Consider the following 23,800-nt stretch of genomic DNA (forward strand, 5'->3'; position numbering starts at 1 on the left):
ATGACCTACTGTGTGGCCATGTGCCTGGTGGATGGACTGGTGTTTGCTTCCGACTCCCGCACCAACGCGGGCGTCGACCATATTGCCACTTTTAAAAAGCTGCACGTTTTCCATCAGGAAGGGGAACGGGTGCTGGTGCTGCAATCCGCCGGCAACCTGGCCACCACCCAGAGCGTGATAAGCCTGCTCAGCGCGCGGATCCGTACCCAGCAGGAGCCGAACCTGATGCAGGTAACTTCCCTCTACGACGCCGCCATGCTGATCGGTAAAACGCTGCTGGAGGTGATCCAGCGCGACAGCAGCAACCAGCAAAACTGCAGTAACACCAACTTCAACTGCAACCTGTTGCTTGGCGGCCAGATCGCCGGCGAAACCCATCGTCTGTTCCATATTTATCCGGAGGGCAACTTTATTGAAGCCACCCGCGACACGCCTTATTTCCAGATTGGCGAAAGCAAGTACGGCAAGCCGATCATCGATCGGGTGCTGACCATCGATACGCCGCTGGAGCAGGCGATGTGCTGCGCCTTGATCTCCATTGACTCGACGCTGCGCAGTAATCTGTCCGTTGGCCTGCCGCTGGATACGCTGCTCTACCGCAGCGGCAGCCTGAGCAGCGCCGGGCAGCATCGCATCACCGACAGCGATCCCTACTTCAACCGCATCCGCAAGGCGTGGTCCGAGGGGCTGTTGCACACCTTCCAGACTCTGCCGGCCTGGACGCCAGCAGAGCGGGAAGAGGAGTAGTTTCTTTGATGCGCTACAACTAACCTCGACGCGAAGATGGATAAGGCTATGGAGCCCTTAAGTGTCCTCGACCTGGCGGTAAAGTTACAGCGGTGTCGAGGCTGCCAACAGCGAGTTTCAACAAGAATGGTGAATTAATTAACGACAGGTCGCACGGATGGTAGGCCGGGCAAGGTGCCGTCGCCGCCCGGCACAAAAGCGACTCTACTGTTTTTGTCCGGCGGGGCTGCGCCTGCACCGGCCTGGATGGAGCGGGGGTGGGGATCATCCCGTAGGCCCGGCAAGCGCAGCGCCGCCGGGCAATGGATCTGTTTAAACGCCGCCAGCCTGTTGCGCCATGGACGGTATTTTTTGCCGTGCTCAATACAAACGCGCTTTTTGGCAAAGCTAAGTAAATTAAATACTTTGTTATTTAACGTGTTATCTCACATCTTCGTGGGGAATGAGGCAACACGGCAAGGTATCGGAAGTGACGGAAAAGAAGACGGCTGTCTATGTGGATGACCAACAGCGCATCCTGATCCGCCAGCTGGCGCGCAGCTGGCTGTGGCGCAGCGAGCTGCCGACCTGGCTGCTGTTGGTGACGGTTTACGGCGGCTGGTTTGCCTGCGTGGCGGGCTGGCGGACGCTGGGCCTGTTTCCGGCCACGCTGCTGCTGATCTGGTTTACCGCCTGGTATATGTCCTTACAGCATGAGCTGATCCATGGACATCCCACCCGGCTGGCATGGTTTAACCAGCTGCTGGGGACGCTGCCGCTGGCGGTCTGGTATCCCTATGGCGTCTATCGCGACAGCCATCTGGCGCACCATCGCAACCATCTGCTGACGCACCCCGAGGATGATCCCGAATCGTACTACGTGACCGCGGAAAGCTGGCAGCGCTTCTCAGCCTGGCAGCGCCGCCTTATCCACCTGCGCAATACCTTCTGGGGGCGTCTGCTGCTGGCGCCGCTGATGGATATCGTTCACACCCTGCGCAGCGCGCTGCGGGCTTTCCGCGAGGGCGACCGCCGCGCCATCGCCATGTGGAGCCTGCATCTGTTGCTGCTGACGGGCCTGCTGGCCTGGATGGCGGCGCAGGGTTTTTCCCCGCTGTGGTTTGTGCTGGCGGTGAGTTACCCGGCGCTGGCCCTGACCAAAGTGCGCTCTTTTCTCGAACACCGGGCCGCGGATGACCCGCTGGCCCGCTCGGTGATCAACGAGGCCGGGCTCCCCTGGCGAGTGCTGTTCCTCAATCTCAACTACCATGCGGTGCATCATGACCTGCCAGGGGTTCCCTGGTACGCTTTACGTCAGCTGTATCTGCATCGCCAGACGGCCTATCTGCAGCGTAATCAGGGGTTCCTGGTGCGTGGGTACGGTGAGTGGCGACGCCATTTTAGCCGCCGGGCGGTGGCGGTGAACGCCCATCCGGGCTTTGGCGAACAGGCGCAGGCGGGAGAAGAACATGGCTGAACGCATGACCTTTCCGATGTATGCCATCCACCGTCAACAGACCCAGGCTCTGTGGCAGGCGGTACAGTCGCTGCTGGCCGAACGCGGCGTGATGGTGGCGGGGGACCCGCCGGCGGATGACCCCGAGGATCTGCTAGCCCACTGGCGCCAGCCGAGGCTGTTGCTGAGTCAGACCTGTGGCTATCCGCTGGTGACCCAGCTGCCGGAGGTGCAGACGGTGGGCTGCTTCCACTACGCCGCGCCCGGTTGCGAAGGGCGCCGCTACCGCAGCCTGCTGGTGGTCCGCGAAGCGGATAGTCACCGGATGCTGGCGGACTTTTTTGGCCGCCGGGCCGTGTGCAATGCCGAGCACTCGCAGTCCGGTTACAACGTGCTGCGCAAAATGGTCGCGCCGCTCTCGCGGGAGGGGCGATTTTTTTCGGCTGTGGTGTTTAGCGGCAGCCATCGGCAATCGCTGCGCGAGCTGCAGCAGGAAAACGCCGATATCGCCGCCATCGACTGTGTGACCTACGCTCTGCTGCAGCGACATCAACCGCAGGCCCTGGCAGGACTGGTGGCGATCGGCTGGAGCCCGGATGCGCCAGGGCTGCCGCTGATCACTGCCGGCGCCACCCCGGCTTCGACGCTGAACAGCCTGCGCGAAGCGCTCCAGCAGTTAGTGAGCGATGCGCGCTATCGTTCCCTGTGCGACGCCTTGCTGATCTGCGGCTATAGCGATATGTCGCGGGAGGCCTATGCTCCGCTGCTGGCGTGGCGGGATGAGGCCGCGGCGCAGGGAGTCAGCCAGCTATAGGTAAAATGCTCCGGCCAGCGATCTGCGCCGGGGCGGGTCATGGCAGACTACGGCGTCGGCGGTAACGCGGGGCGGGAAGGGGCGGTAAAGCGGTTTGCCACCGCCGGCAGACCGAGCTTTTCACGCAGGGTGCCGGGCGGATAGCGGTCACGCATGACGCCGTTACGCTGCAGAAGCGGCACCACCTGGTCAACAAAGCGGTCAAAGTCTCCCGGCAGCAGCGGGAACATCAGGTTGAACCCATCGGCGGCGCCCGCCTGCCAGGTCTCCGTTAAGGTGGCGGCAATCTCCTCGGCGCTGCCCAGCAGCAGCCAGCTATCAGAACTCTGTAATAACAACTTCCCCAACTCCAGCAGAGTGAGCCGCGGATCGTACTGGCGGATAAGCTTCAGCGCGGTACGGATGCCGTCAAAGCTCTCTTCATCAGGGAGCGGCGGCAGGGGCTGGTCCCTCGGCAGGGCGCTGAGATCCATTCGAAGATAAGAGGAGAGCAGATCGATAGCCATCTGGTCACTCATCAGTTGCTCGTTAAGCTGCTGGCGGGCCGCCTTCTCCTCGTCGGAGTTCACCACCACCGGCAGGACCCCGGCGATGATTTTGAAATGGGCCGGATCACGCCCGTGCTGGCGCAGCCGCTGATTCATCTCTTCGCGATAGGCCAGCCCCTCGGCGATCGAGTGAATAAACACGAAGTGCATATCGGACCAGGCGGCGGCCAGCGCTTTCCCTGCTTCCGAAGAGCCGGCCTGCACCAGCAGTGGATGGCCCTGCGGCGGGCGAGGGACGTTGAGCGGGCCGCGCACGCGAAAGTACTCGCCCTGATACTCGAGATGATGCACCTTGTCGGCATCGGCAAATAATCCGCGCGCTTTATCGAAGATCGCCGCGCCATCTTCCCAGGAATCCCACAGACGAGTGACCACGTCGATGAATTCATTGGCCCGCTGGTAGCGCGTGCCGTGGCGGGGAAGCTGCTCCAGACCGAAGTTTGCTGCTTCTTCTTCCAGCCACGACGTGACCACATTCCAGCTTGCCCGGCCATTGCTGAGGAAATCCAGCGAGGCAAAGTAGCGAGCCAGGTTATAGGGTTCGTTATAGGAGGTGGACGCGGTGGCCATCAGGCCGATATGCTCCGTCACCGCGGCGAGGGCGGAGAGCAGCGTCAGGGGTTCAAGCCGGGCGTTGGCGTAGTGGGTCAGGCCGCTGGGCACCGTATCCCACACCGCGATATGGTCGGCGACAAAGATAGCGTCGAGGGTCGCCGCTTCGGCCTTGCGCGCCAGACTGGCGTAATAGTTGAGGGTAAATATGTCCGCTTCAGGCGCGTCAGGGTGACGCCAGGAGAAACGGTAATCCCCCTGTGGGTTATAAAAGAACAGGTTCAGGATCATGTGTCGGGTAGACATAGCGTGGACTCGCGGCTGAACGCCATCCGTGGCGGAGTGAAGGTCAGTGTTGGGATAGGTTGGCATTAACCCACTGGTCGGCGACGGCCGCTGGATCTTTATGCTGAAGATCTACCTGCTGGTTGAGGGCGATCAGCGTGGCATTGTCCAGTTTGCCGGAGACCTCATTGAGCACGGCGCCGATCTCCGGCGTCAGACTGGCTTTGCGCACCAGCGGCACCACGTTCTGACTCGGTTGCTCATGTTTATCATCTTCCAGAACCACCCATTTCTCTTTCGCCAGATTGCCCTGGGTGGAGACGACCGTCGCGACGTCGATTTTGCCCGAATTGAGCGCCAGCCGGGTCAGCGGCCCGCCCATGTCCAGCGATTTCACCGCTTTGAACTCAAGACCATAGACGCGTTTCAGCCCCGGCAGGCCCAGGGCGCGTACCGCCAGCTCCGGCGGTCCGCCGATCACCAGCTGCGGGGCGACGGGCTTCAGGTCGGAGAGGGTTCGCAGATGGTATTTCTCCGCGGTCTCGGCACGTACCGCCCAGGCGGTGATCGAGGTGGCCGGGGCCGGGTTCAACAGAGTGAAATCGGCAGGCAGGACCTGAGCCAACTCAGCGCTGACGTCCTGCTGGCTGGTGGCCTCGGTTTTGCCGTTATAGAAATTGAGCAGGGCGCCAAGATATTCCGGAACGATATCGATCTCACCGCTCTGCAGCGCCGGAATAATAATTTCCCGGTTGCCGAGGTTGAGACGGGTGTTGGCCTCGATATGATTTTTCTTTAGCGCGCTGGCGTAGATGTTGGCGAGAATGGAACTTTCGGTAAAGTTGGCCCCGCCCACCGTGACGCTGGCGGCATAGGTGTAAACGCTCAGGCTGAACAGCCCGGCGGCCAGCAACGAGAGACGAAATCGACGGGCGGTGACGGCCTTGCCAAATAATTGCTTCATAATACCTCTTTTATTTTCAGGTTAATCAGCGCCAGGCGCTGGGGTCATGTCAGTGTCACGCTAATAAGGCGCGGCAATACGGCGATGAACCAGGCGGCCGGCGCAGCGGGCGAAAAGCAGTTCGCCGCCTATCGCCAGCAGGGAAACCACCAGCGAGCCGCCGATCACCTGCGGGATATCCCGTTGCCCGAGTCCGTCGATCAGAAATCGTCCCAACCCGCCCAGACCGGCATAGGCTGCGACCACCGCTGTGGCGATAAGCTGAACCAGCGCGGTGCGCACTCCGGCGAGGATCAGCGGCGCCGCCAGCGGGATCCGCACCTGCCACAGGCTTTGCCAGGGGGTCATGCCCAGCGCGATGGCCGCATCGCACAGCGGGCGGTCGGCGTGATAAATCCCCACCCAGGTGTTAGTGAGAATCGGCGGAATAGAAAGCGCGATAAGCGCTGCCAGCACCGGGATATCGTTAAAGCCAAAAACGATGATGCATAATAAAATCAGCCCTAACGAAGGGATGGCGCGGCCAAGATTAAACAGGTTGATCACCACGAAGGCGCCTTTGCGCCAGTAGCCCAAGGCGATACCAAGCGGCAAGGCAATGGCGCAGGCCACGGCCATGCTGACCAGCACGTAATAAAGGTGTTGGCCCAGGCGCAGCAGGATGCCCTCGTCGCCCAGCCAGTGCTCCGGCTGGGTCAACCAGTGAAAGGTGGCGAGAAGCAGTGTCATCATTTCGTCCACGGCGTTAGCCAGTCCCCGAGACGGGCGATCAGCCCGTCAAAGACCAGCGACAGCAGCAGGCTCAGGACCAGGCTGACGATAATCGGCGTCAGAAAGTCCTGATTAAAACCCGCCAGCAGCAGCTGTCCCAGCCCGCCCTGGCCGATCAGCGCGGTGACGGTGACCAGGCCGACCAGCGTTACCGAGGCAATGCGCAGCCCGGCAAACAAGGAGGGCAGCAGCAGCCACAGCTCGATATCGAAGAAGCGGAATCCCCGGGTGTAGCCGAGCGCCCGCGCCGACTCCAGCGCCGCCTGTGGCAGCTTTTCTATGCCGGCCAGCATATTGCGCAACAGGATCAGCAACGAGTACAGCGTCAGGCCAATCAGCGAGGTAGTCAGCGACAGCCCGGTAAACGGCAGTAATAAAATAAAGAGCGCCAGCGAAGGAATGGTAAACAGCACGCCGCAAAGGGTGATGAGCGGCTGCGCCGTCGCGGGCCAGCGCAGGGTAATGGCTAACAGGCCGCCGGTGAGCAGGGAGCCGAAAAGTAGCGCCAGTAGGACCATCCGCGCATGCTGCCAGAGGAGATCGCCGATCATCGCGCGGTTATCGATAACCCAGCCCCAGTCAATCATGAGGTCTCACTCCCACCGCGCCGTCGAGCACTTGCTGCAGCAGGGCGTGAGACACCGCCCCCTGGTATTGTCCTTCGCCATCCACATGCACCAGCACGCCGGTCGCCACGTCGAGCAGCGCGCTATAGGCAAAACGCAGGCTGTGGCTGCTGGCGAGCGGGCGCTCCACCGGCAGGGTGAGACCCCGCTGCGGATCAAACCAGTGCAGCGGGCGTCGCTGGCGGTCAAGCACCAGGCGCAGCGGGCTGGCCAGCGGTGGATGGGCGCTGGCGATCGGCGTTAGCGCTTCGTCGAGCAGGGGGACATCGTGACGCGGCAGCTGGCCGACCTGTATCATGCCCAGCCGCTTCAGATTGGGTTCCGGGCCAATAAAGCGGCGCACGAACTCGCTTGCCGGGTGGGCCAGAATACGGTCGGGGGTATCAAACTGCGCCAGCACGCCGCCTTCTTGGAAAATGGCGATTTTATCGCCGAGACGGATCGCTTCATTGATGTCGTGGGTCACCAGTACAATGGTTTTCTGCAGCCGCTGCTGCAACAGCAACAGCTCGTCCTGGAGGCGTTCACGGACCACCGGGTCGATGGCGGCGAAGGGCTCATCCATCAGTAAAATCGGCGGATCGGCGGCGATGGCGCGGGCGATGGCTACGCGTCCCTGCTGGCCGCCGGAGAGCTGATGCGGATAGCGGTGCAGCAGATGGCTGTCGAGCGACATCAGCGCCACCAGTTCGTCAATGCGCGCGCGGATCCGCGCTTTGCTCCAGCCCGCCAGCCGCGGTACGGTGGCGATATTTTGCGCCACGGTACGATGGGGAAAGAGCGCGGCGCTTTGCATCACGAAGCCGATCTGGCGGCGGACCTGGATAATATCAGCGTCAGCGAGGCGGACGCCCTGAATATAGACGTCGCCGCTGTCGGGAATATCCAGCTGATTAATCATGCGCAGGATAGTCGTTTTTCCGCAGCCGCTCGGGCCGACGAAGGTGCAGAATTCGCCATGATCAATATCCAGACTGAGGTCGCGAATGGCCGGCTGGGCGCTGCCTGGATAGGTTTTGCAAAGATGCGTTAATTTAATCATGGTGGAATTCAACACTCTGAATAATAAAGTCCTGACCCGGATAAAGTAGCGCCGGGATCCTGGCTCAAACTACAGAGCGCCTGCGGGGAGGGCAAATACGTTATTTGCATTTGCATAGTGAAAAGCTGGTTAATCAGTTGCGGTGGAAGAAAAGCCGGAAGGTTGTTTTATGGATTTGTGATCGGCAACACAAATGACTCTCAAGCGGCCACCGTAAAAAATAAATTACCAGGGTTGATTTTAATCAAAGTATGACCGCCTGCGATAGGGCGGAAAAAGCCGCACCGTCCGCCGCACAAGAAAAACCAAATTGTGAATATAATGTTTCTTTGATGTAAATAATGCCTGTGCCCTTTTCCCGCCCGCCGCAGATAAAATGTGATGCCAAACCGACTTGTCGCTAAATAAGGGCGTTGATTACGTCTGCTTTTTATTCTTTACAGCATTAATTTAATTTTCGGCTTTCTTCTCATCCTGACAATGTTGGTCAAATAGCGTGCAAAAGGCGTATTTTTTATCGCCATTTTGCCGTCGATGTTATTGCCATCAATTATTTTTATCCCCGCATTCGGTCACGGCAAAAGACGTGCAAATATCGTTTGTGGTGCTTGTAATGTATTGATTTTAATTTATTTATTCTGACTTGTGACGCCTGCTCATCCGCCGCGGCAGAGCCTTTGTGAGAGCTCTCACATAACCCGGCGATCGCGATTTGTTACACTTTCCGCCGTCAACAAAGGAATGAAAGTGAGACGTGATGAATACTTTTTCTCTGCCTAAAACTCAGCATCTGGTGGTTTTCCAGGAAGTGATCCGCAGCGGGTCAATCGGGGCTGGAGCAAAAGCGTTAGGACTCACTCAGCCGGCGGTCAGTAAAATCATTGGCGACATGGAAAGCTATTTTGGCAGCGAGTTAATCGTTCGGCGAAATACCGGCGTCTCGCTCACCGAGGCCGGGCAGGTATTTCTTAACTGGTCAGAGACAATCACCCGTGAAATGAAAAATATGGTCAATGAAATGAATGCCCTGACCAACAGCACGGTAGTGGATGTCTCCTTTGGTTTCCCCTCGCTGGTGGGGTTTACCTTTATGTCGGAGATGGTGCATCAGTTCAAAATGACCTTCCCCAAGGCGCGGGTCTCAATGTATGAGGCGCAGCTCTCCGCCTTTTTGCCGGCAATCCGCGACGGCCGCCTCGACTTCGCCATCGGGACGCTGAGCGATGAGATGAAGCTGCAGGACCTGCACGTCGAGCCGCTGTTTGAGTCTGAGTTTGTGCTGGTGGCGAACCGGGCGCGGATCGGCAACGGCACCGTCCGCCTGGCCTCGCTCCAGCACGAGCAGTGGGTGCTGCCGGAGACCAATATGGGTTACTACAGCGAACTGCTGACCACCCTGCAGCGCAGCGGCATCCGCCGCGAAAATATTGTCAATACCGATTCGGTGGTGACGATCTATAACCTGGTGCTCAATGCCGATTTTCTGACGGTCATTCCCTGCGACATGACCACGCCGTTCGGCTCGAGCCAGTTTGTCACCATCCCCATTAAAGAGGCCTTGCCGGTGGCGCGCTATGCGGCGGTGTGGTCGAAAAATTACCGGCTGAAAACCGCGGCGGCGTCGCTGGTGGAGATGGCGAAACAGTATTCATCGGGGCAGGGCAACCGCCACTGGCAGCCAATAGAAATTGCCTGACTGATAGTTATTAAATAACCCAACACCCATCCTCGCTGTTATCAGCAGGATGACGCCCGGTTATTGACTTTATCTTAAGAAACAGAGGCCATCATGCATATTACCTACGATCTTCCAGTATCGATTAACGATATTCTCGAAGCGAAACAACGCCTGGCAGGAAAAATATATAAAACGGGTATGCCGCGCTCGAATTATTTTAGCGAACGCTGCAAGGGGGAAATATTTCTTAAATTCGAAAATATGCAGCGCACGGGCTCATTTAAAATTCGCGGCGCCTTTAATAAGCTCAGCGGGTTAACCGCGGCGGAAAAACGCAAAGGGGTGGTGGCCTGCTCAGCGGGCAACCACGCCCAGGGCGTCTCGCTCTCCTGCGCCATGCTCGGCATTGACGGGAAAGTGGTGATGCCGAAAGGGGCGCCGAAATCGAAAGTCGCCGCCACCTGCGATTATTCGGCGGAGGTGGTGCTGCATGGCGATAATTTTAACGATACCCTCGCCAAAGCCAGCGATATTGTTGAACTTGAAGGCCGTATCTTTATTCCCCCCTATGACGACCCGCAGGTTATTGCCGGGCAGGGCACCATCGGTCTCGAAATATTAGAAGATCTGTATGACGTGGATAATGTCATCGTGCCGATTGGCGGCGGTGGCTTAATTGCCGGCATCGCGATTGCGATTAAATCCATTAACCCGACGATCCGTATTATCGGCGTGCAGTCGGAGAATGTTCACGGCATGGCCGCCTCCTGGTACGCCGGAGAGATCACCAGCCATCGCCACGCCGGCACTTTAGCCGATGGCTGCGATGTCGCCCGCCCGGGGAAACTGACCTATGAAATCGCCCGCCAGCTGGTGGATGACATCGTCCTCGTCAGTGAGGACGACATTCGCCAGAGCATGGTCGCCTTAATTCAGCGCAATAAAGTGATCACCGAAGGGGCCGGGGCCTTGGCCTGCGCCGCGTTATTAAGCGGCAAATTAGACAGCTATATCCAGAACCGCAAAACGGTCAGCCTGATTTCCGGCGGCAATATCGATCTCTCGCGGGTCTCGCAAATTACGGGTTTTGTTGACGCTTAATTCAATACAGAAGTGAGGACAGGATATGAGTACGACTGAGAGCATTGCATCCAGCCAGACAAGCCTTTCGTCCTGGCGTAAATCTGACACCACCTGGACCCTGGGCCTGTTTGGCACCGCTATCGGCGCCGGGGTACTGTTTTTCCCCATCCGCGCCGGCTTCGGCGGGCTGATCCCGATCCTGGTGATGCTGGTGCTGGCCTATCCCATCGCCTTCTATTGCCATCGGGCGCTGGCGCGGCTGTGCCTGTCGGGGGCTAATCCCTCCGGCAATATCACCGAAACGGTGGAAGAGCATTTTGGCAAAACCGGCGGGGTGGTGATCACCTTTCTGTACTTCTTCGCCATCTGCCCGCTGCTGTGGATTTATGGCGTCACGATCACCAATACCTTCATGACCTTCTGGGAGAACCAGCTACAGATGCCGGCCCTCAACCGCGGGGTGGTGGCGCTGCTCCTGCTGCTGCTGATGGCGTTTGTCATCTGGTTTGGTAAAGACCTGATGGTCAAGGTGATGAGCTATCTGGTGTGGCCGTTTATCGCCAGCCTGGTGGTGATCTCCCTGTCCCTGATCCCTTACTGGAATAGCGCGGTGATTGACCAGGTGAACCTCAGCGATATCGCCTTAACCGGTCATGACGGCATTCTGGTGACAGTCTGGCTGGGCATCTCCATTATGGTGTTCTCCTTCAACTTCTCGCCGATCGTCTCCTCGTTTGTGGTCTCCAAACGCGAAGAGTATGAAGCGCAGTTTGGCCGGGAGTACACCGAACAAAAATGTTCGCAGATTATCTCCCGGGCCAGCATGCTGATGGTGGCGGTGGTGATGTTCTTCGCCTTCAGCTGCCTGTTTACCCTCTCGCCGCAGAACATGGCGGACGCCAAGGCGCAGAATATCCCGGTGCTCTCCTATCTGGCGAATCACTTTGCCTCGATGTCGGGCACTAAATCCACCTTTGCCACCCTGCTGGAATATGGCGCGTCGATTATCGCCCTGGTGGCCATCTTCAAATCGTTCTTCGGCCACTATCTCGGCACCCTCGAGGGGCTGAACGGGCTGATCCTGCGCTTCGGCTATAAAGGGGATAAAACCCGCGTCTCCAGCGGCAAGCTCAATACCCTGAGCATGGTGTTCATCATGGGCTCGACCTGGGTGGTGGCGTATGCCAACCCCAATATCCTCGACCTGATTGAGGCCATGGGCGCGCCGATTATCGCCTCGCTGCTGTGCCTGCTGCCGATGTACGCCATTCGTAAAGCGCCTTCGCTGGCCAAATACCGTGGACGTCTCGACAACCTCTTTGTGACTGCTATTGGTCTGCTGACCATCCTCAACATCGTTTACAAACTGTTCTAATCCGGCTCAGGCCACGCGGAGTACAACATGACTGAATTTCCGGTAGTTCTGGTGATCAACTGCGGCTCGTCGTCGATCAAATTTTCCGTGCTGGACGCCGCCAGCTGCGACTGCCTGCTCAACGGCGTGGCCGAGGGCATCAACGCAGACCAGGCGTCTCTCTCGCTTAACGGCGGCAAACCGGTGGCGCTGGCGCCGCGCGGCTACGAAGGCGCCCTGCAGGCGATTGCCGGGGCATTAGCCCAACGCGACCTCATCGGCAGCGTGGCCCTGATTGGCCACCGCGTCGCCCACGGCGGCGACCTCTTCACCGAGTCGGTCATTATCAGCGAGGAGGTTATCGACAATATTCGCCAGGTGTCGTCCCTGGCCCCCCTGCATAACTACGCCAGCCTCAGCGGCATCGCCTCGGCGCAGCGGCTGTTCCCGGAGGTGATGCAGGTGGCGGTCTTTGATACCAGCTTTCACCAGACCCTGGCCCCGGAAGCTTTTCTCTATGGTCTGCCGTGGGAGTATTACCAGAACCTCGGGGTGCGCCGCTATGGCTTCCACGGCACCTCGCACCGCTATGTCTCCCGGCGCGCCCTGGCGCTGCTCGGGTTGCCGGAGCAGGAGAGTGGTCTGGTGATCGCCCACCTGGGCAATGGCGCTTCGGTCTGCGCAGTGCGCAACGGCCGCAGCGTGGACACCTCGATGGGGATGACGCCGCTGGAGGGGCTGATGATGGGCACCCGCAGCGGCGATGTCGACTTCGGCGCCATGGCGTGGATTGCCGCGGAAACCCGGCAGACCCTCAGTGACCTGGAGCGGGTGGCCAACACCGCCTCCGGCCTGCTGGGGATCTCCGGCCTTTCCTCCGACCTGCGGGTGCTGGAGCAGGCCTGGCATGAGGGCCATGCCCGCGCCCGCCTGGCGATCAAAACCTTCGTCCATCGCATCGCCCGCCATATCGCCGGCCACGCCGCCGCGCTGCAGCGTCTCGACGGCATTATTTTTACCGGCGGGATTGGCGAAAACTCGGTGCTGATCCGCCGGCTGGTAAGCGAGCGGCTGGCGGTCTTTGGCCTTGAGATGGACGCCGCCCGCAACCAGCAGCCCAATTCGGACGGCGAGCGTCTGATCTCCGCCGACGGCAGCCGGGTGCGCTGTGCGGTTATCCCCACCAATGAAGAGCGCATGATTGCCCTCGATGCGATCCGCTTAGGCCGGATCCATACCGCGGCGGCGCTGGCCTGATTTTTTATTCTGTAGAGAGACGATGTTCATGAAAGTAGATATCGACACCCACGACGCACAATACGCCGACGCCTGGCAGGGCTTTCGCGGTACGGCGTGGCAAACGCAGATTAACGTTCGCGACTTTATTCAGCATAACTACACCCCTTACGAGGGCGATGAGTCTTTCCTCGCCGACGCGACGCCGGCCACCACCGCCCTCTGGGAGCAGGTCATGGCCGGGATCCGCGTCGAGAACGCCACCCATGCGCCGGTGGATTTCGACACCAATGTCGCTACCTCCATCACCGCCCACGCGGCGGGCTATATCAACCAGCCGCTGGAAAAGATCGTCGGCCTGCAAACGGACCAGCCGCTGAAGCGCGCTCTGCATCCCTTTGGCGGCATCAATATGATCAAAAGCGCCTTCGAGGCCTATGGTCGCGAAATGGATCCTGACTTTGAGTATCAGTTTACGGCGCTGCGCAAGACCCACAATCAGGGCGTTTTTGACATCTATTCCCCGGATATGCTGCGCTGCCGTAAATCCGGGGTGCTGACCGGGCTGCCGGACGGCTACGGTCGCGGACGGATCATCGGCGATTACCGCCGCGTGGCGCTGTACGGCATTCGCTTTCTGGTCCGCGAACGTGAGCTGCAGTTTGCCGACCTGCAGCCGGCCCTTGAACGCGGCGAGGCGCTGGAGGCCACCCTGCGCCTGCGCGAAGAGCTGGCCGAACAGCGGCGCGCGCTGCAGCAGATGCAGGAGATGGCGTCCCGCTACGGCTGCGATATTTCCCACCCGGCGCGCACTGCCCGTGAGGCGGTACAGTGGCTCTACTTCGCCTACCTGGCGGCAGTGAAGTCGCAGAACGGCGGCGCCATGTCGCTGGGGCGCACGGCCACCTTCCTCGACATCTATATTGAACGCGATCTGCGCGCCGGCTTACTGAATGAGGAGCAGGCCCAGGAGCTGATTGACCACTTCATCATGAAGATCCGCATGGTGCGTTTCCTGCGCACCCCGGAATTTGATTCGCTGTTCTCCGGGGATCCCATCTGGGCGACGGAAGTGCTGGGCGGCATGGGGCTGGATGGTCGCACCCTGGTCAGCAAAACCACCTTCCGCTATCTGCATACCCTGCACACCATGGGCCCGGCGCCGGAGCCCAACCTGACCGTGCTCTGGTCGCAGGCGCTGCCGGTGGCGTTTAAAAAATACGCCGCCCGGGTCTCTATCGCCACCTCGTCGCTGCAGTATGAGAACGACGACCTGATGCGCAGCGATTTCCACAGCGACGACTACGCCATCGCCTGCTGCGTCAGCCCGATGGTCATCGGCAAGCAGATGCAGTTCTTCGGCGCCCGCGCCAATTTGGCCAAAACGTTGCTCTACGCAATTAACGGCGGGATGGATGAGAAACTGAAGATCCAGGTGGGGCCGAAAACCGCGCCGCTGCGCGATGAGGTGCTGGACTACGACACCGTGATGGCCAGCCTCGACCACTTTATGGACTGGCTGGCGGTGCAGTACATCAGCGCGCTGAACATCATCCACTGCATGCATGATAAATACAGCTACGAGGCGGCGCTGATGGCCCTCCACGACCGCGACGTTTACCGCACGATGGCCTGCGGCATCGCCGGCCTGTCGGTGGCGGCGGATTCGCTGTCGGCAATAAAGTACGCCCGGGTGAAGCCGGTACGCGACCATCACGGGCTGGCGGTGGACTTTGTCATTGAGGGGGATTATCCGCAGTATGGCAACAACGACGATCGCGTCGATGCCATCGCCTGCGACCTGGTGGAGCGCTTTATGCGCAAAATTCAGGCGCTGCCCACCTGGCGCCAGGCGGTGCCGACCCAGTCGATCCTGACCATCACCTCCAACGTGGTGTACGGGCAGAAAACCGGCAACACGCCGGACGGACGTCGGGCGGGGACGCCGTTCGCCCCGGGTGCCAATCCGATGCATGGCCGCGATCGCAAAGGGGCGGTGGCGTCGCTGACCTCGGTGGCGAAACTGCCGTTTACCTACGCCAAAGATGGCATCTCGTACACCTTCTCCATCGTGCCGGCGGCCCTCGGCAAAGCGCCGTCGGCGCAGGAAAACAACCTGGTGGGGCTGCTGGACGGCTACTTCCATCACGAGGAGACGGTGGAGGGGGGACAGCATCTCAACGTCAATGTGCTGAACCGGGAAAAGCTGCTCGATGCGATAGAACATCCGGAGCAGTATCCGAATCTGACGATTAGGGTCTCTGGCTATGCGGTCCGCTTTAACGCGCTGACCCGCGAGCAGCAGCAGGATGTGATCTCCCGAACGTTCACCAGCCAACTCTGAGCGGCCGCCGGGCCACAGGGGAGCCCTTAACGGGCTCTCCTGTTATCATCTTCACATTACCGCAACAAAATAATCACCACTGTTGATCATATTCGCATTTTTGCACCACGCTGGCGCGCAGCGAGCGCTAACTGCATCTATGTTTAGCTCACGGGCCGGTACGGATACCGCGTTGTCCGGCTCGCCACGTGATGGCAACCGATCTCCTGACCTGAAAGGGAATGCGCCCTTGCCGGATGCGGCACGGGTTGCCGTCGCGTGCGCACCGACCGGGGCGTCCGCTCTCCGGCGGGCCCTCTCTACCTGGCGGGATTTTTGCTTCTTCCACCCTGGCCGTCCTGGCGCTGCGCCTGCGTCGGCACCACACGGTAAGTGATATTTTCTGCGTCATTCCATGACGCCAGGCTCTAAATCGCTGAGGAATATCCGAATGTCTTTGAAACTGAAAACAATGACGCTTCATGTTGTGATAGCAGGTTGTATGAGCATGGCCTTTTACGCCCAGGCTGACGTGAAGATCGGCGTCGCCGGGCCCTTCACCGGCCCCAACGCTACCTACGGCGCCCAGTACTGGAAAGGGGCCTCGCAGGCGGTAGCTGATATCAATGCCGCCGGCGGCATCAAAGGCGAAAAAATTGTGCTGGTGCAGGGGGATGACGCGTGCGAACCGAAACAGGCGGTAGCGGTGGCTAACCGGCTGGTGGACGAAGCGAAAGTCTCCGCCGTGGTGGGGCACTTTTGCTCTTCCTCAACGATGCCGGCCTCCGAGGTGTATGACGAAGCCGGGATCCTGACCATTACCCCCGGCTCCACCAACCCGCAGATCACCGAGCGCGGCATGAAGGATCTCTTCCGCATGTGTGGTCGCGACGATCAGCAGGGGGCGATTGCCGCCAACTATATGCTGGACGTGCTGAAGGCGAAGAAAATTGCCGTCATCCATGATAAAGACACCTATGGCCAGGGGCTGGCCGATGCCACCCGCGCAGCGCTGGCGAAGCGGGGCACCAAAGAAGTTTTGTACGAAGGCCTCTCCCGCGGTGAAAAAGACTTTAACGCCCTGGTGACCAAGATCGGCGCCCTCAAGCCGGACGTGGTCTACTTTGGCGGCTGCCACCCTGAGGCCGGCCCGCTGGTGCGACAGATGCGCGAGCAGGGGGTGCAGGCGAAGTTCTTCTCCGGCGACTGTATCGTCACCGAGGAGCTGGTGACGGCCGCCGGCGGGCCGCAGTTCACCAACGGCGTGCTGATGACCTTTGGTCAGGACCCGCGCACCCTCCCGGAAGGCAAAGCGGTGATCGAGAAGTTCCGCGCCAGCGGCTTTGAGCCAGAAGGCTATACCCTCTACGCCTACGCCTCCATTCAGGCTATTGCCGCGGCCTGGAACGCCGTCGGCACCGATAACGCCAAAGCCAGCGACTGGCTGAAGAACCACGACGTCGAGACGGTGATGGGCAAGAAAGCCTGGGATGGCAAAGGTGACCTCAAGGTGTCCGACTACGTGGTCTATCAGTGGGACGACAAGGGCAAATATCACCAGCTCTGATCGGCCACGACCTGAGGACGCTCTGTCCTTTTGACTTGCGAATCGTCACATGACGGCGGTCGACCGGGTACCCATCCCGGCGGCCGTCGGCCTGGCGGCTGGAGGGGCTATGACGGCGTTTTTTCTGCAACAATTGATCAATGGGCTGACGCTGGGGGCGGTGTACGGCTTAATCGCCATCGGCTACACCATGGTGTAGGGGATCATCGGCATGATCAACTTCGCTCACGGCGAGGTGTATATGGTCTCCGCCTACCTGTGCGCCATCGGCCTGGCGCTGCTCTCTTTCTTCGGGATCCACTCCTTTCCGCTGCTGATTTTCGCCACCCTGGTGTTCACCATCGTGGTCACCGGCGTGTACGGTTGGGCGATCGAGCGCATCGCCTACCGGCCGCTGCGCAACTCGACGCGCCTGGCGCCGCTGATCTCGGCTATCGGGATGTCGCTGATCCTGCAGAACTATGTCCAGCTGAGCCAGGGGCCGAACCAGCAGGGGATCCCGACGCTGCTCAGCGGCGCGCTGCGGATGACGGTGGGCGATGGGGTGGTGCAGATCACCTGGACTAAGGTGTTTATTCTCGTCGCGGCGCTGGCGGGGATGCTGATCCTGACCTGGATTATTCAGTACACCCGGCTGGGGCGCATCTGCCGTGCCACCCAGCAGGACCGGCGCATGGCGGCGATCCTTGGCATCAATACCGACCGGGTGATCTCCCTGGTGTTTGTCATCGGCGCGGCGATGGCCGGCCTGGCCGGGGTGCTGGTGACCATGAACTACGGCACCTTCGACTTCTACATCGGATTTATTATCGGTATCAAAGCCTTCACCGCCGCGGTGTTGGGCGGGATTGGCTCGCTGCCTGGCGCGATGCTGGGTGGTCTGCTGCTTGGGGTGGCCGAAGCCCAGTTCGCCGGGCTGGTGAATTCAGATTACAAAGACGTTTTTTCCTTTGCGCTGCTGGTGGCGATCCTGATTTTTCGCCCGCAGGGGCTGCTGGGTCGTCCGCTGGTGGCCAAGGTCTGAGGGGGCTCTATGGGTGAACTGACGCGCCAGCCTGCGCGGGAAATCAAAAGCGCGCTGATCGACAGCGTGCTGGCCGGTCTTTGCGCATTAATTGTCTTTGGCCCGATCGTCGGCGTGGTGCTCAAAGGGTATGGCTTTACCCTCGCGCCCGCGCGGGTGGCGATTCTGGTGGCGGTGGTGATGGCCGGCAGGCTGGCGCTCAGCCTGCTGCTGCAGAGCCACAGGGGAAAAGCCTTTATTGCCCGCTTTGAGGGGGCGGATGACGGGGTGTACGTCCGGCCGCCGGGCTACCGCTCGCGGCTGCGCTGGATAATGCCGATGCTGGTGGGCCTGGCCATTGTCTTTCCGTTTCTCGCCACAAAATATCTGCTGACCGTGGCCATCCTTGGGCTGATCTACGTTCTGCTTGGCCTGGGGTTAAATATTGTGGTGGGCCTCGCGGGGCTGCTCGATCTGGGCTATGTGGCGTTTTACGCCATCGGCGCCTACGGCCTGGCGCTGGGCTACCAGTACCTCGGGCTCGGCTTCTGGGCGATGCTGCCGCTGGGGGCGGTGATGGCGGCCCTCGCCGGGGCGTTGCTCGGCTTTCCGGTGCTGCGTATGCATGGCGACTATCTGGCCATCGTCACCCTCGGCTTTGGCGAAATTATCCGCCTGGTGCTCAACAACTGGGTGAGCTTCACCGGCGGTCCCAACGGCGTACCGGTGCCGTCCCCTACGCTGTTTGGCCTCGAATTTACCCGCCGGGCTAAGGATGGCGGCATCCCCGTCCATGAGTTCTTCCACGTCAGCTACAACCCCAACCTGAAATTCATCTTTCTCTACGCCGTGCTGTGCCTGGTGGTGATGCTGGTGCTGCTGGTGAAGCATCGCCTGACGCGGATGCCCATCGGCCGCGCCTGGGAGGCGCTGCGCGAGGATGAGATCGCCTGTCGGGCGATGGGGCTCAACCACGTGCTGGTCAAGCTTTCGGCGTTTATGCTCGGCGCGTCGACCGCCGGCATCGCCGGGGTGTTCTTCGCCAGCTATCAGGGATTTGTTAACCCGACGTCGTTCACCTTTTTTGAGTCGGCGCTGATCCTGGCGATTGTGGTGCTGGGGGGAATGGGCTCCACCCTGGGGGTGGTGCTGGCGGCGTTTGTCCTGACGGTCACCCCGGAGCTGCTGCGCGGGTTTGACGAATATCGCGTGCTGCTGTTTGGCGTACTGATGGTGATGATGATGATCTGGCGGCCGCGCGGCCTGGTGCGCACCAGCCGCAGCGGGGTTGCGTGGCGAAAAGGAGTCGCGCCATGACCGACAGCATCTTACGCGTTGAGCATCTGATGATGCATTTCGGCGGCATCAAAGCGCTGAATGACGTCAATCTGGAGGTGGAGCGGGGGTCGATCACCGCCCTGATCGGCCCCAACGGCGCGGGCAAAACCACGGTATTTAACTGCCTGACCGGCTTTTACCGGGCGACGGGGGGGAGCATCGTGCTGCGGGCGCGGGAAAAGGTCACCGATGTCATTCAGGTGCTGGGGCAAAAGCTTCACCCGGACGATTTTCTCCACCCGGCGCAGCTGGGGCGGCGGATCTATTACAAGATGTTCGGCGGCACCCATCTGGTGAACCGCGCCGGCCTGGCGCGTACCTTCCAGAATATTCGCCTGTTCCGCGAGATGTCGGTGATTGAGAACCTGCTGGTGGCCCAGCATACCCAGGTTAACCGCCATCTGCTGGCCGGGATCCTCAATACCCGCGGCTATCGGCAGGCGGAGAGTCAGGCGCTGGATCGCGCTTTTTACTGGCTGGAGGTGGTGGAGATGGTGGACTGCGCCAACCGTCTGGCGGGAACGCTTTCCTACGGACAGCAGCGGCGGCTGGAGATCGCCCGCGCCATGTGCACTCGCCCGGAGATGATCTGTCTGGAGGAGCCGGCGGCCGGACTCAACCCGGTGGAAACCCAGGCGCTGAGCCGGATTATCCGCTTTCTGCGTCAGCAGCACGGCATCACGGTGCTATTGATCGAACATGATATGGGGATGGTGATGGAGATTTCGGATCATATCATCGTCCTCGACCACGGGGACGTCATCGCCCGCGGCGCGCCGCAGGCGATCCAGGCCAACGCCAGCGTGATTGCCGCCTATCTTGGCGCTGAGGAAGAGGAGACCCGCCGATGAGCCAGCCACTGCTTGCCTTTGATGAGGTGGATGTCTTCTATGGGCCGATCCACGCCCTGAAGCAGGTCTCCCTCACCGTCAACGAGGGGGAGACGGTGGCGCTGATTGGCGCCAACGGCGCCGGTAAATCAACGCTGCTGATGTCGGTCTTCGGCCAGCCGCGCATTGCCGGCGGGGAGATTTACTATCGCGGGGAGGCGATCAGCCGGAAATCGACTCACTTTATCGCCAGCAACGGCATCGCCCAGGCTCCGGAAGGGCGGCGCATTTTTCCCGATATGACCGTCGAGGAGAATCTGCTGATGGGGACCATTGCCATCGGCAACCGCTATCAGGCCGAGGACAAGGCCCGGATGTACCAGCTGTTCCCCCGGCTGGAAGAGCGGCGGGGACAGCGGGCGATGACCCTCTCCGGCGGCGAGCAGCAGATGCTGGCCATCGCCAGGGCGCTGATGAGCCGGCCGCGCCTGCTGCTGCTGGATGAGCCGAGCCTGGGTCTGGCGCCGCTGGTGGTGAAGCAGATATTTCAGATCCTGCGCGAGCTGACGGCCCAGGGAATGACGCTGTTTCTGGTGGAGCAGAACGCCCGCCATGCCCTCAACCTGTCGGACCGCGCCTATGTGATGGTGAACGGCCAGATCCGCCTGAGCGGTAGCGGCCAGGCGCTGCTCAACGACCCGGAGGTGCGTATGGCGTATCTGGGGATCAGCGGCGGAGAGAGTTAATCCTGCGCTTCGTTACGGGTTTTAATGTGCTGCCAGAAACGTTCGGCGGCCTGGTTAAGCCGCGAGCCGGAGCGGTAGAGCCAGGCGCCGATCGGCAGCGACAGGCTCTCATCGAGGATCGTCAGACGGCCTTCGTCCAGCTCGCGCTGAATAGAGTACTGCGGCAGCCAGCCCACGCCGTCGCCATTGAGGATCATGCGCTTGAGCAGCTCGCTCATGGAAGAGACAAAGGTAAGGGAGAAGGTGATCTCCGGCGTGCGGTCGATAACCTGGTTCACCTGGCGCCCCATATAGCTGTCGTTGGCGTATTTCATCAGCGGCAGCACGCCGCGATGTAAATGAAACAGCGGCCGGCCATGTTCGTCGCAGGGGGAGACCAGGTGCAAGTAAGAATCAAAAATTTTATGATTAATAAACGGATAGTTCATTAATTCTTCATTATAGAAGGAGAGGATAAAATCGCTTTTACCTTCTTTCAGGTTAAATACGGCGTCGTTGACGTTAATCGATTCAACATGAAAAGTCTTATTTTTACGGTCGGTGTAACCGGCGATAATTTCCGGCAGCAATAACACCGACAGCGAAGGCGCGGCATCGATTCTTATTTTTTGCGTGGTGTTATTTAAGCCTTTAATTCGGCTGATCTGAAAATCCATATCGTCGAGCATATTTCGCGCATAGCCGACAAAAATCTTCCCGCGATTGGTCAACTGCAGGGGGTTGGCGCTGCGGTCGAAGATGCTGAATCCGAGGGAAGCCTCCAGCGACTGGATGCGTCGGCTGAACGAGGACTGGGAGATATTGCGGGCTTTGGCCGCCAGGGTAAAGCTGCGTGACTCCTCGAGAGCAATCACATCATACAGCCATTTAACTTCCAGATTTGCCAACACCGATCCAGTCCTCAAAAACGCAATAAAGGCTATGCAATTTTAGCATAGCGCATAGAAACTATGCAATTAACATAATTATCGACAGGTGTTAACATTTTTTGGAAAGTTGAGATTTATGAATGCGTATCGGCGACCCTACATGAGCACGATATGAAATCGCGACTCCCAGTTATTTATTGCTTTATTTCATTGCCCCGGAATTATCTTATTCAATAGCGGGCGACGAAGATGAAAGCAATGAATAACCCAGGCCTCTTACCTTAAATAGTTTTTCAGGAGTTCCATGTCACAACAAATTGAATCAGTAAAAATGGCTCTGCAGGAGCTGGGGATTAATGCAAGCGGCGAATTGTTTTACAACCCTGATTACGATTTGCTTATTGCACATGAAACCTCCCCTGAGCTGACCGGCGCGGCCCGCGGCGTGATGACCGACTCTGGCGCTGTGGCAGTGGATACCGGTATCTTCACCGGCCGCTCGCCGCGCGATAAATATATCGTCAGAGACGAGCAGACGCGCGACACCGTATGGTGGGCTGACTCCGGCCTCGGCCGCAATGACAATAAGCCGTTATCGCCAGACGTGTGGCGCAGCCTGAAAAGCCTGGTCGCAGGCCAGCTGAGCGGCAAAAAACTGTACATCATAGATGCCTGGTGCGGCGCCAGCCCGGACACCCGCCTTGGCGTACGCTTCGTCACCGAGGTGGCATGGCAGGCCCACTTTGTCAAAAACATGTTTATCGTGCCGAGCGCCGACGAGCTGGCCAGCTTTACGCCAGACTTCGTGGTGCTCAACGGCGCCGGCTGCACCAATGCCAACTGGCAGGCGCAGGGCATGAACTCCGAGAACTTCGTCGCCTTTAACCTGAGCGAGCGTATTCAGCTCATCGGCGGCACCTGGTACGGCGGCGAAATGAAAAAAGGGCTGTTCTCGGTCATGAACTACCTGCTGCCGCAGAAAGGCATCGCGTCGATGCACTGCTCGGCCAACCGTGGCGAAGCAGGGGACGTCGCGCTGTTCTTCGGCCTCTCCGGTACCGGCAAAACCACGCTGTCCACCGATCCGCATCGTCAGCTGATTGGCGATGATGAGCACGGCTGGGACGATGACGGGGTGTTTAACTTCGAAGGCGGCTGCTACGCCAAGACCATTAATCTCGACCCGCAGGCGGAGCCGGAGATTTATGGCGCCATCCGCCGCAATGCGCTGCTGGAAAACGTGGTGGTGCGCGCCGACGGCAGCGTGGATTATGCCGACGGCAGCAAAACCGAGAATACCCGCGTCTCCTATCCGCTGTCGCATATCGACAATATCGTCAAGCCGGTGTCCCGCGCAGGCCATCCGTCGAAGGTCATTTTCCTTGCCGCTGACGCGTTTGGCGTCCTGCCGCCGGTCTCCCGTCTGACCACGGAGCAGATGCAGTACCATTTCCTGTCGGGCTTCACCTCGAAGCTGGCGGGCACCGAGCGTGGCATTACCCAGCCGACGCCGACCTTCTCCGCCTGCTACGGCGCGGCGTTCCTGCTGCTTCACCCGACCCAGTACGCCAGCGTCCTGGCGGCGAAGATGGCGGAATCCGGTGCGGAAGCCTGGCTGGTCAACACCGGCTGGAACGGCGAGGGCAAACGCCTGTCGCTGCGCGATACCCGCAGCATCATTAGCGCAATCCTCAACGGCACCACCGGCCCGCTGCGCGATGAGGCGATCCCGGTATTCAATCTTGCGATCCCGCAGAGCATTCCGGGAGTCGACAGCGCGGTGCTGGATCCGCGTAATGGCTGGAGCTCAGCGGATAAGTGGCAGGAGAAGGCGGAGAGTCTGGCTCAGCTGTTTATGGATAACTTTAAGCAGTACAGCGATACCGAAGCGGGCGCGCGTCTGGCGCTGGCCGGTCCGCAGCTGCAGAATAGCGCGGTCGAAGCCTGATCCGCGGCCAGCAGGTCGACGCCTGGCGCCGACCTGCTGGC

General features: G+C 59.9%; 21 protein-coding genes and 1 pseudogene. 14 read left to right on the forward strand and 8 right to left on the reverse strand.

Translation table 11 applies throughout. The annotated features are described in order from the left end of the window. From ABLU50_RS25495 to ABLU50_RS25505, 3 genes are all read left to right on the forward strand, one after another. Window positions 1-747, forward strand: coding sequence for a proteasome-type protease (locus ABLU50_RS25495; RefSeq protein ID WP_087832186.1), 747 nt, complete (start codon window positions 1-3; stop codon window positions 745-747). Window positions 748-1,216: 469 nt separating this feature from the next. Beyond that, window positions 1,217-2,203 (forward strand): fatty acid desaturase, encoded by a 987-nt coding sequence (locus ABLU50_RS25500; protein ID WP_176391511.1) that lies wholly within the window; start codon window positions 1,217-1,219, stop codon window positions 2,201-2,203. Next, window positions 2,196-2,996: a PhnD/SsuA/transferrin family substrate-binding protein gene (locus ABLU50_RS25505; protein ID WP_023318591.1), complete on the forward strand. Its 801-nt coding sequence runs from the start codon at window positions 2,196-2,198 to the stop codon at window positions 2,994-2,996. Before ABLU50_RS25500 ends, ABLU50_RS25505 begins: the two co-directional genes overlap by 8 nt. Window positions 2,997-3,043: 47 nt before the next feature. On the opposite strand, the gene ABLU50_RS25510 is transcribed toward ABLU50_RS25505, so the two are convergent. The 6 genes from ABLU50_RS25510 to ABLU50_RS25535 form a co-directional block, all read right to left on the reverse strand. Further along, window positions 3,044-4,468 carry an LLM class flavin-dependent oxidoreductase gene (locus ABLU50_RS25510; RefSeq protein ID WP_306052944.1) on the reverse strand — a complete coding sequence of 475 codons (1,425 nt, stop codon included), beginning with the start codon at window positions 4,466-4,468 and terminating at the stop codon, window positions 3,044-3,046. Beyond that, window positions 4,446-5,345 carry an ABC transporter substrate-binding protein gene (locus tag ABLU50_RS25515; protein ID WP_032456285.1) on the reverse strand — a complete coding sequence of 300 codons (900 nt, stop codon included), beginning with the start codon at window positions 5,343-5,345 and terminating at the stop codon, window positions 4,446-4,448. The genes ABLU50_RS25510 and ABLU50_RS25515 overlap by 23 nt, the downstream gene beginning before the upstream one ends. Before the next feature lie 60 nt (window positions 5,346-5,405). Continuing rightward, a complete protein-coding gene (locus ABLU50_RS25520) occupies window positions 5,406-6,074 on the reverse strand; it encodes an ABC transporter permease (protein ID WP_004203269.1) in 669 nt (222 codons plus the stop codon). Next, the gene (locus tag ABLU50_RS25525; RefSeq protein ID WP_004203268.1) at window positions 6,074-6,703 is read right to left on the reverse strand and encodes an ABC transporter permease subunit; all 630 of its coding nucleotides are present in this window, start codon (window positions 6,701-6,703) and stop codon (window positions 6,074-6,076) included. The genes ABLU50_RS25520 and ABLU50_RS25525 overlap by 1 nt, the downstream gene beginning before the upstream one ends. Further along, window positions 6,696-7,784 (reverse strand): ABC transporter ATP-binding protein, encoded by a 1,089-nt coding sequence (locus ABLU50_RS25530; RefSeq protein WP_023318588.1) that lies wholly within the window; start codon window positions 7,782-7,784, stop codon window positions 6,696-6,698. Before ABLU50_RS25530 ends, ABLU50_RS25525 begins: the two co-directional genes overlap by 8 nt. A 437-nt stretch (window positions 7,785-8,221) precedes the next feature. After that, a complete protein-coding gene (locus ABLU50_RS25535; protein ID WP_228708535.1) occupies window positions 8,222-8,344 on the reverse strand; it encodes a hypothetical protein in 123 nt (40 codons plus the stop codon). A 197-nt stretch (window positions 8,345-8,541) separates the two neighbouring features. Here ABLU50_RS25535 and tdcA point away from each other — a divergent pair, with 197 nt between their 5' ends. The 5 genes from tdcA to pflB all read left to right on the forward strand — a co-directional run bounded on the left by tdcA (window position 8,542) and on the right by pflB (window position 15,479). Beyond that, window positions 8,542-9,480 carry a transcriptional regulator TdcA gene (gene tdcA / locus ABLU50_RS25540; RefSeq protein WP_004203266.1) on the forward strand — a complete coding sequence of 313 codons (939 nt, stop codon included), beginning with the start codon at window positions 8,542-8,544 and terminating at the stop codon, window positions 9,478-9,480. Between the two features lie 93 nt (window positions 9,481-9,573). Next, window positions 9,574-10,563 carry a bifunctional threonine ammonia-lyase/L-serine ammonia-lyase TdcB gene (tdcB, locus tag ABLU50_RS25545; protein ID WP_004203265.1) on the forward strand — a complete coding sequence of 330 codons (990 nt, stop codon included), beginning with the start codon at window positions 9,574-9,576 and terminating at the stop codon, window positions 10,561-10,563. A 25-nt stretch (window positions 10,564-10,588) separates the two neighbouring features. Further along, window positions 10,589-11,920, forward strand: a complete 1,332-nt coding sequence (tdcC, locus tag ABLU50_RS25550) for a threonine/serine transporter TdcC (RefSeq protein WP_004203264.1) — start codon at window positions 10,589-10,591, stop codon at window positions 11,918-11,920. A gap of 27 nt (window positions 11,921-11,947) precedes the next feature. Beyond that, window positions 11,948-13,156 carry a propionate kinase gene (tdcD, locus tag ABLU50_RS25555; RefSeq protein WP_017899865.1) on the forward strand — a complete coding sequence of 403 codons (1,209 nt, stop codon included), beginning with the start codon at window positions 11,948-11,950 and terminating at the stop codon, window positions 13,154-13,156. A 28-nt stretch (window positions 13,157-13,184) separates the two neighbouring features. After that, the gene (gene pflB, locus ABLU50_RS25560; protein ID WP_087832189.1) at window positions 13,185-15,479 is read left to right on the forward strand and encodes a formate C-acetyltransferase; all 2,295 of its coding nucleotides are present in this window, start codon (window positions 13,185-13,187) and stop codon (window positions 15,477-15,479) included. Window positions 15,480-15,530: 51 nt separating this feature from the next. Here pflB and ABLU50_RS25565 read toward each other — a convergent pair whose 3' ends face one another. Then, window positions 15,531-15,677 carry a hypothetical protein gene (locus ABLU50_RS25565; RefSeq protein ID WP_032425919.1) on the reverse strand — a complete coding sequence of 49 codons (147 nt, stop codon included), beginning with the start codon at window positions 15,675-15,677 and terminating at the stop codon, window positions 15,531-15,533. Between the two features lie 289 nt (window positions 15,678-15,966). On the opposite strand from ABLU50_RS25565, the gene ABLU50_RS25570 reads away from it, so the two are divergent. From ABLU50_RS25570 to ABLU50_RS25590, 5 genes and pseudogenes are all read left to right on the forward strand, one after another. Continuing rightward, entirely contained in the window at window positions 15,967-17,025 is a 1,059-nt protein-coding gene (locus tag ABLU50_RS25570; protein ID WP_025999207.1) for a branched-chain amino acid ABC transporter substrate-binding protein, read from the forward strand. A 109-nt stretch (window positions 17,026-17,134) separates the two neighbouring features. Then, window positions 17,135-18,049 (forward strand): annotated as a pseudogene (locus ABLU50_RS25575) (branched-chain amino acid ABC transporter permease LivH). A gap of 9 nt (window positions 18,050-18,058) precedes the next feature. Next, window positions 18,059-19,345: a high-affinity branched-chain amino acid ABC transporter permease LivM gene (gene livM / locus ABLU50_RS25580; protein ID WP_004203256.1), complete on the forward strand. Its 1,287-nt coding sequence runs from the start codon at window positions 18,059-18,061 to the stop codon at window positions 19,343-19,345. After that, entirely contained in the window at window positions 19,342-20,217 is an 876-nt protein-coding gene (locus ABLU50_RS25585; protein WP_087832190.1) for an ATP-binding cassette domain-containing protein, read from the forward strand. Before livM ends, ABLU50_RS25585 begins: the two co-directional genes overlap by 4 nt. Continuing rightward, on the forward strand, window positions 20,214-20,942 hold the full coding sequence (locus ABLU50_RS25590) for an ABC transporter ATP-binding protein (RefSeq protein ID WP_087832191.1): 729 nt from the start codon (window positions 20,214-20,216) through the stop codon (window positions 20,940-20,942). Before ABLU50_RS25585 ends, ABLU50_RS25590 begins: the two co-directional genes overlap by 4 nt. On the opposite strand, the gene ABLU50_RS25595 is transcribed toward ABLU50_RS25590, so the two are convergent. Next, entirely contained in the window at window positions 20,939-21,832 is an 894-nt protein-coding gene (locus ABLU50_RS25595) for a LysR substrate-binding domain-containing protein (RefSeq protein ID WP_004203253.1), read from the reverse strand. The two genes, ABLU50_RS25590 and ABLU50_RS25595, sit on opposite strands and share 4 nt — an antisense overlap. A gap of 283 nt (window positions 21,833-22,115) precedes the next feature. Between ABLU50_RS25595 and pckA the strand changes: the two genes are divergently transcribed. Then, window positions 22,116-23,759, forward strand: a complete 1,644-nt coding sequence (gene pckA, locus ABLU50_RS25600; RefSeq protein ID WP_004203251.1) for a phosphoenolpyruvate carboxykinase (ATP) — start codon at window positions 22,116-22,118, stop codon at window positions 23,757-23,759. Window positions 23,760-23,800: the final 41 nt, after the last annotated feature.

It is taken from the genome of Klebsiella sp. GG_Kp173 (assembly GCF_040062415.1).
Lineage (GTDB): Bacteria > Pseudomonadota > Gammaproteobacteria > Enterobacterales > Enterobacteriaceae > Klebsiella > Klebsiella quasipneumoniae.

Bases quoted from the DNA above. Each gene is read 5' to 3' on its own strand.
- ABLU50_RS25495 (WP_087832186.1), top strand. From the start codon at position 1: ATGACCTACTGTGTGGCCATGTGCCTGGTGGATGGACTGGTGTTTGCT.
- ABLU50_RS25505 (WP_023318591.1), top strand. From the start codon at position 2,196: ATGGCTGAACGCATGACCTTTCCGATGTATGCCATCCACCGTCAACAG.
- ABLU50_RS25510 (WP_306052944.1), bottom strand. From the start codon at position 4,468: ATGCCAACCTATCCCAACACTGACCTTCACTCCGCCACGGATGGCGTT.
- ABLU50_RS25515 (WP_032456285.1), bottom strand. From the start codon at position 5,345: ATGAAGCAATTATTTGGCAAGGCCGTCACCGCCCGTCGATTTCGTCTC.
- ABLU50_RS25520 (WP_004203269.1), bottom strand. From the start codon at position 6,074: ATGACACTGCTTCTCGCCACCTTTCACTGGTTGACCCAGCCGGAGCAC.
- ABLU50_RS25525 (WP_004203268.1), bottom strand. From the start codon at position 6,703: ATGATTGACTGGGGCTGGGTTATCGATAACCGCGCGATGATCGGCGAT.
- ABLU50_RS25530 (WP_023318588.1), bottom strand. From the start codon at position 7,784: ATGATTAAATTAACGCATCTTTGCAAAACCTATCCAGGCAGCGCCCAG.
- tdcA (WP_004203266.1), top strand. From the start codon at position 8,542: ATGAATACTTTTTCTCTGCCTAAAACTCAGCATCTGGTGGTTTTCCAG.
- tdcB (WP_004203265.1), top strand. From the start codon at position 9,574: ATGCATATTACCTACGATCTTCCAGTATCGATTAACGATATTCTCGAA.
- tdcC (WP_004203264.1), top strand. From the start codon at position 10,589: ATGAGTACGACTGAGAGCATTGCATCCAGCCAGACAAGCCTTTCGTCC.
- tdcD (WP_017899865.1), top strand. From the start codon at position 11,948: ATGACTGAATTTCCGGTAGTTCTGGTGATCAACTGCGGCTCGTCGTCG.
- pflB (WP_087832189.1), top strand. From the start codon at position 13,185: ATGAAAGTAGATATCGACACCCACGACGCACAATACGCCGACGCCTGG.
- ABLU50_RS25570 (WP_025999207.1), top strand. From the start codon at position 15,967: ATGGCCTTTTACGCCCAGGCTGACGTGAAGATCGGCGTCGCCGGGCCC.
- livM (WP_004203256.1), top strand. From the start codon at position 18,059: ATGGGTGAACTGACGCGCCAGCCTGCGCGGGAAATCAAAAGCGCGCTG.
- ABLU50_RS25585 (WP_087832190.1), top strand. From the start codon at position 19,342: ATGACCGACAGCATCTTACGCGTTGAGCATCTGATGATGCATTTCGGC.
- ABLU50_RS25590 (WP_087832191.1), top strand. From the start codon at position 20,214: ATGAGCCAGCCACTGCTTGCCTTTGATGAGGTGGATGTCTTCTATGGG.
- pckA (WP_004203251.1), top strand. From the start codon at position 22,116: ATGTCACAACAAATTGAATCAGTAAAAATGGCTCTGCAGGAGCTGGGG.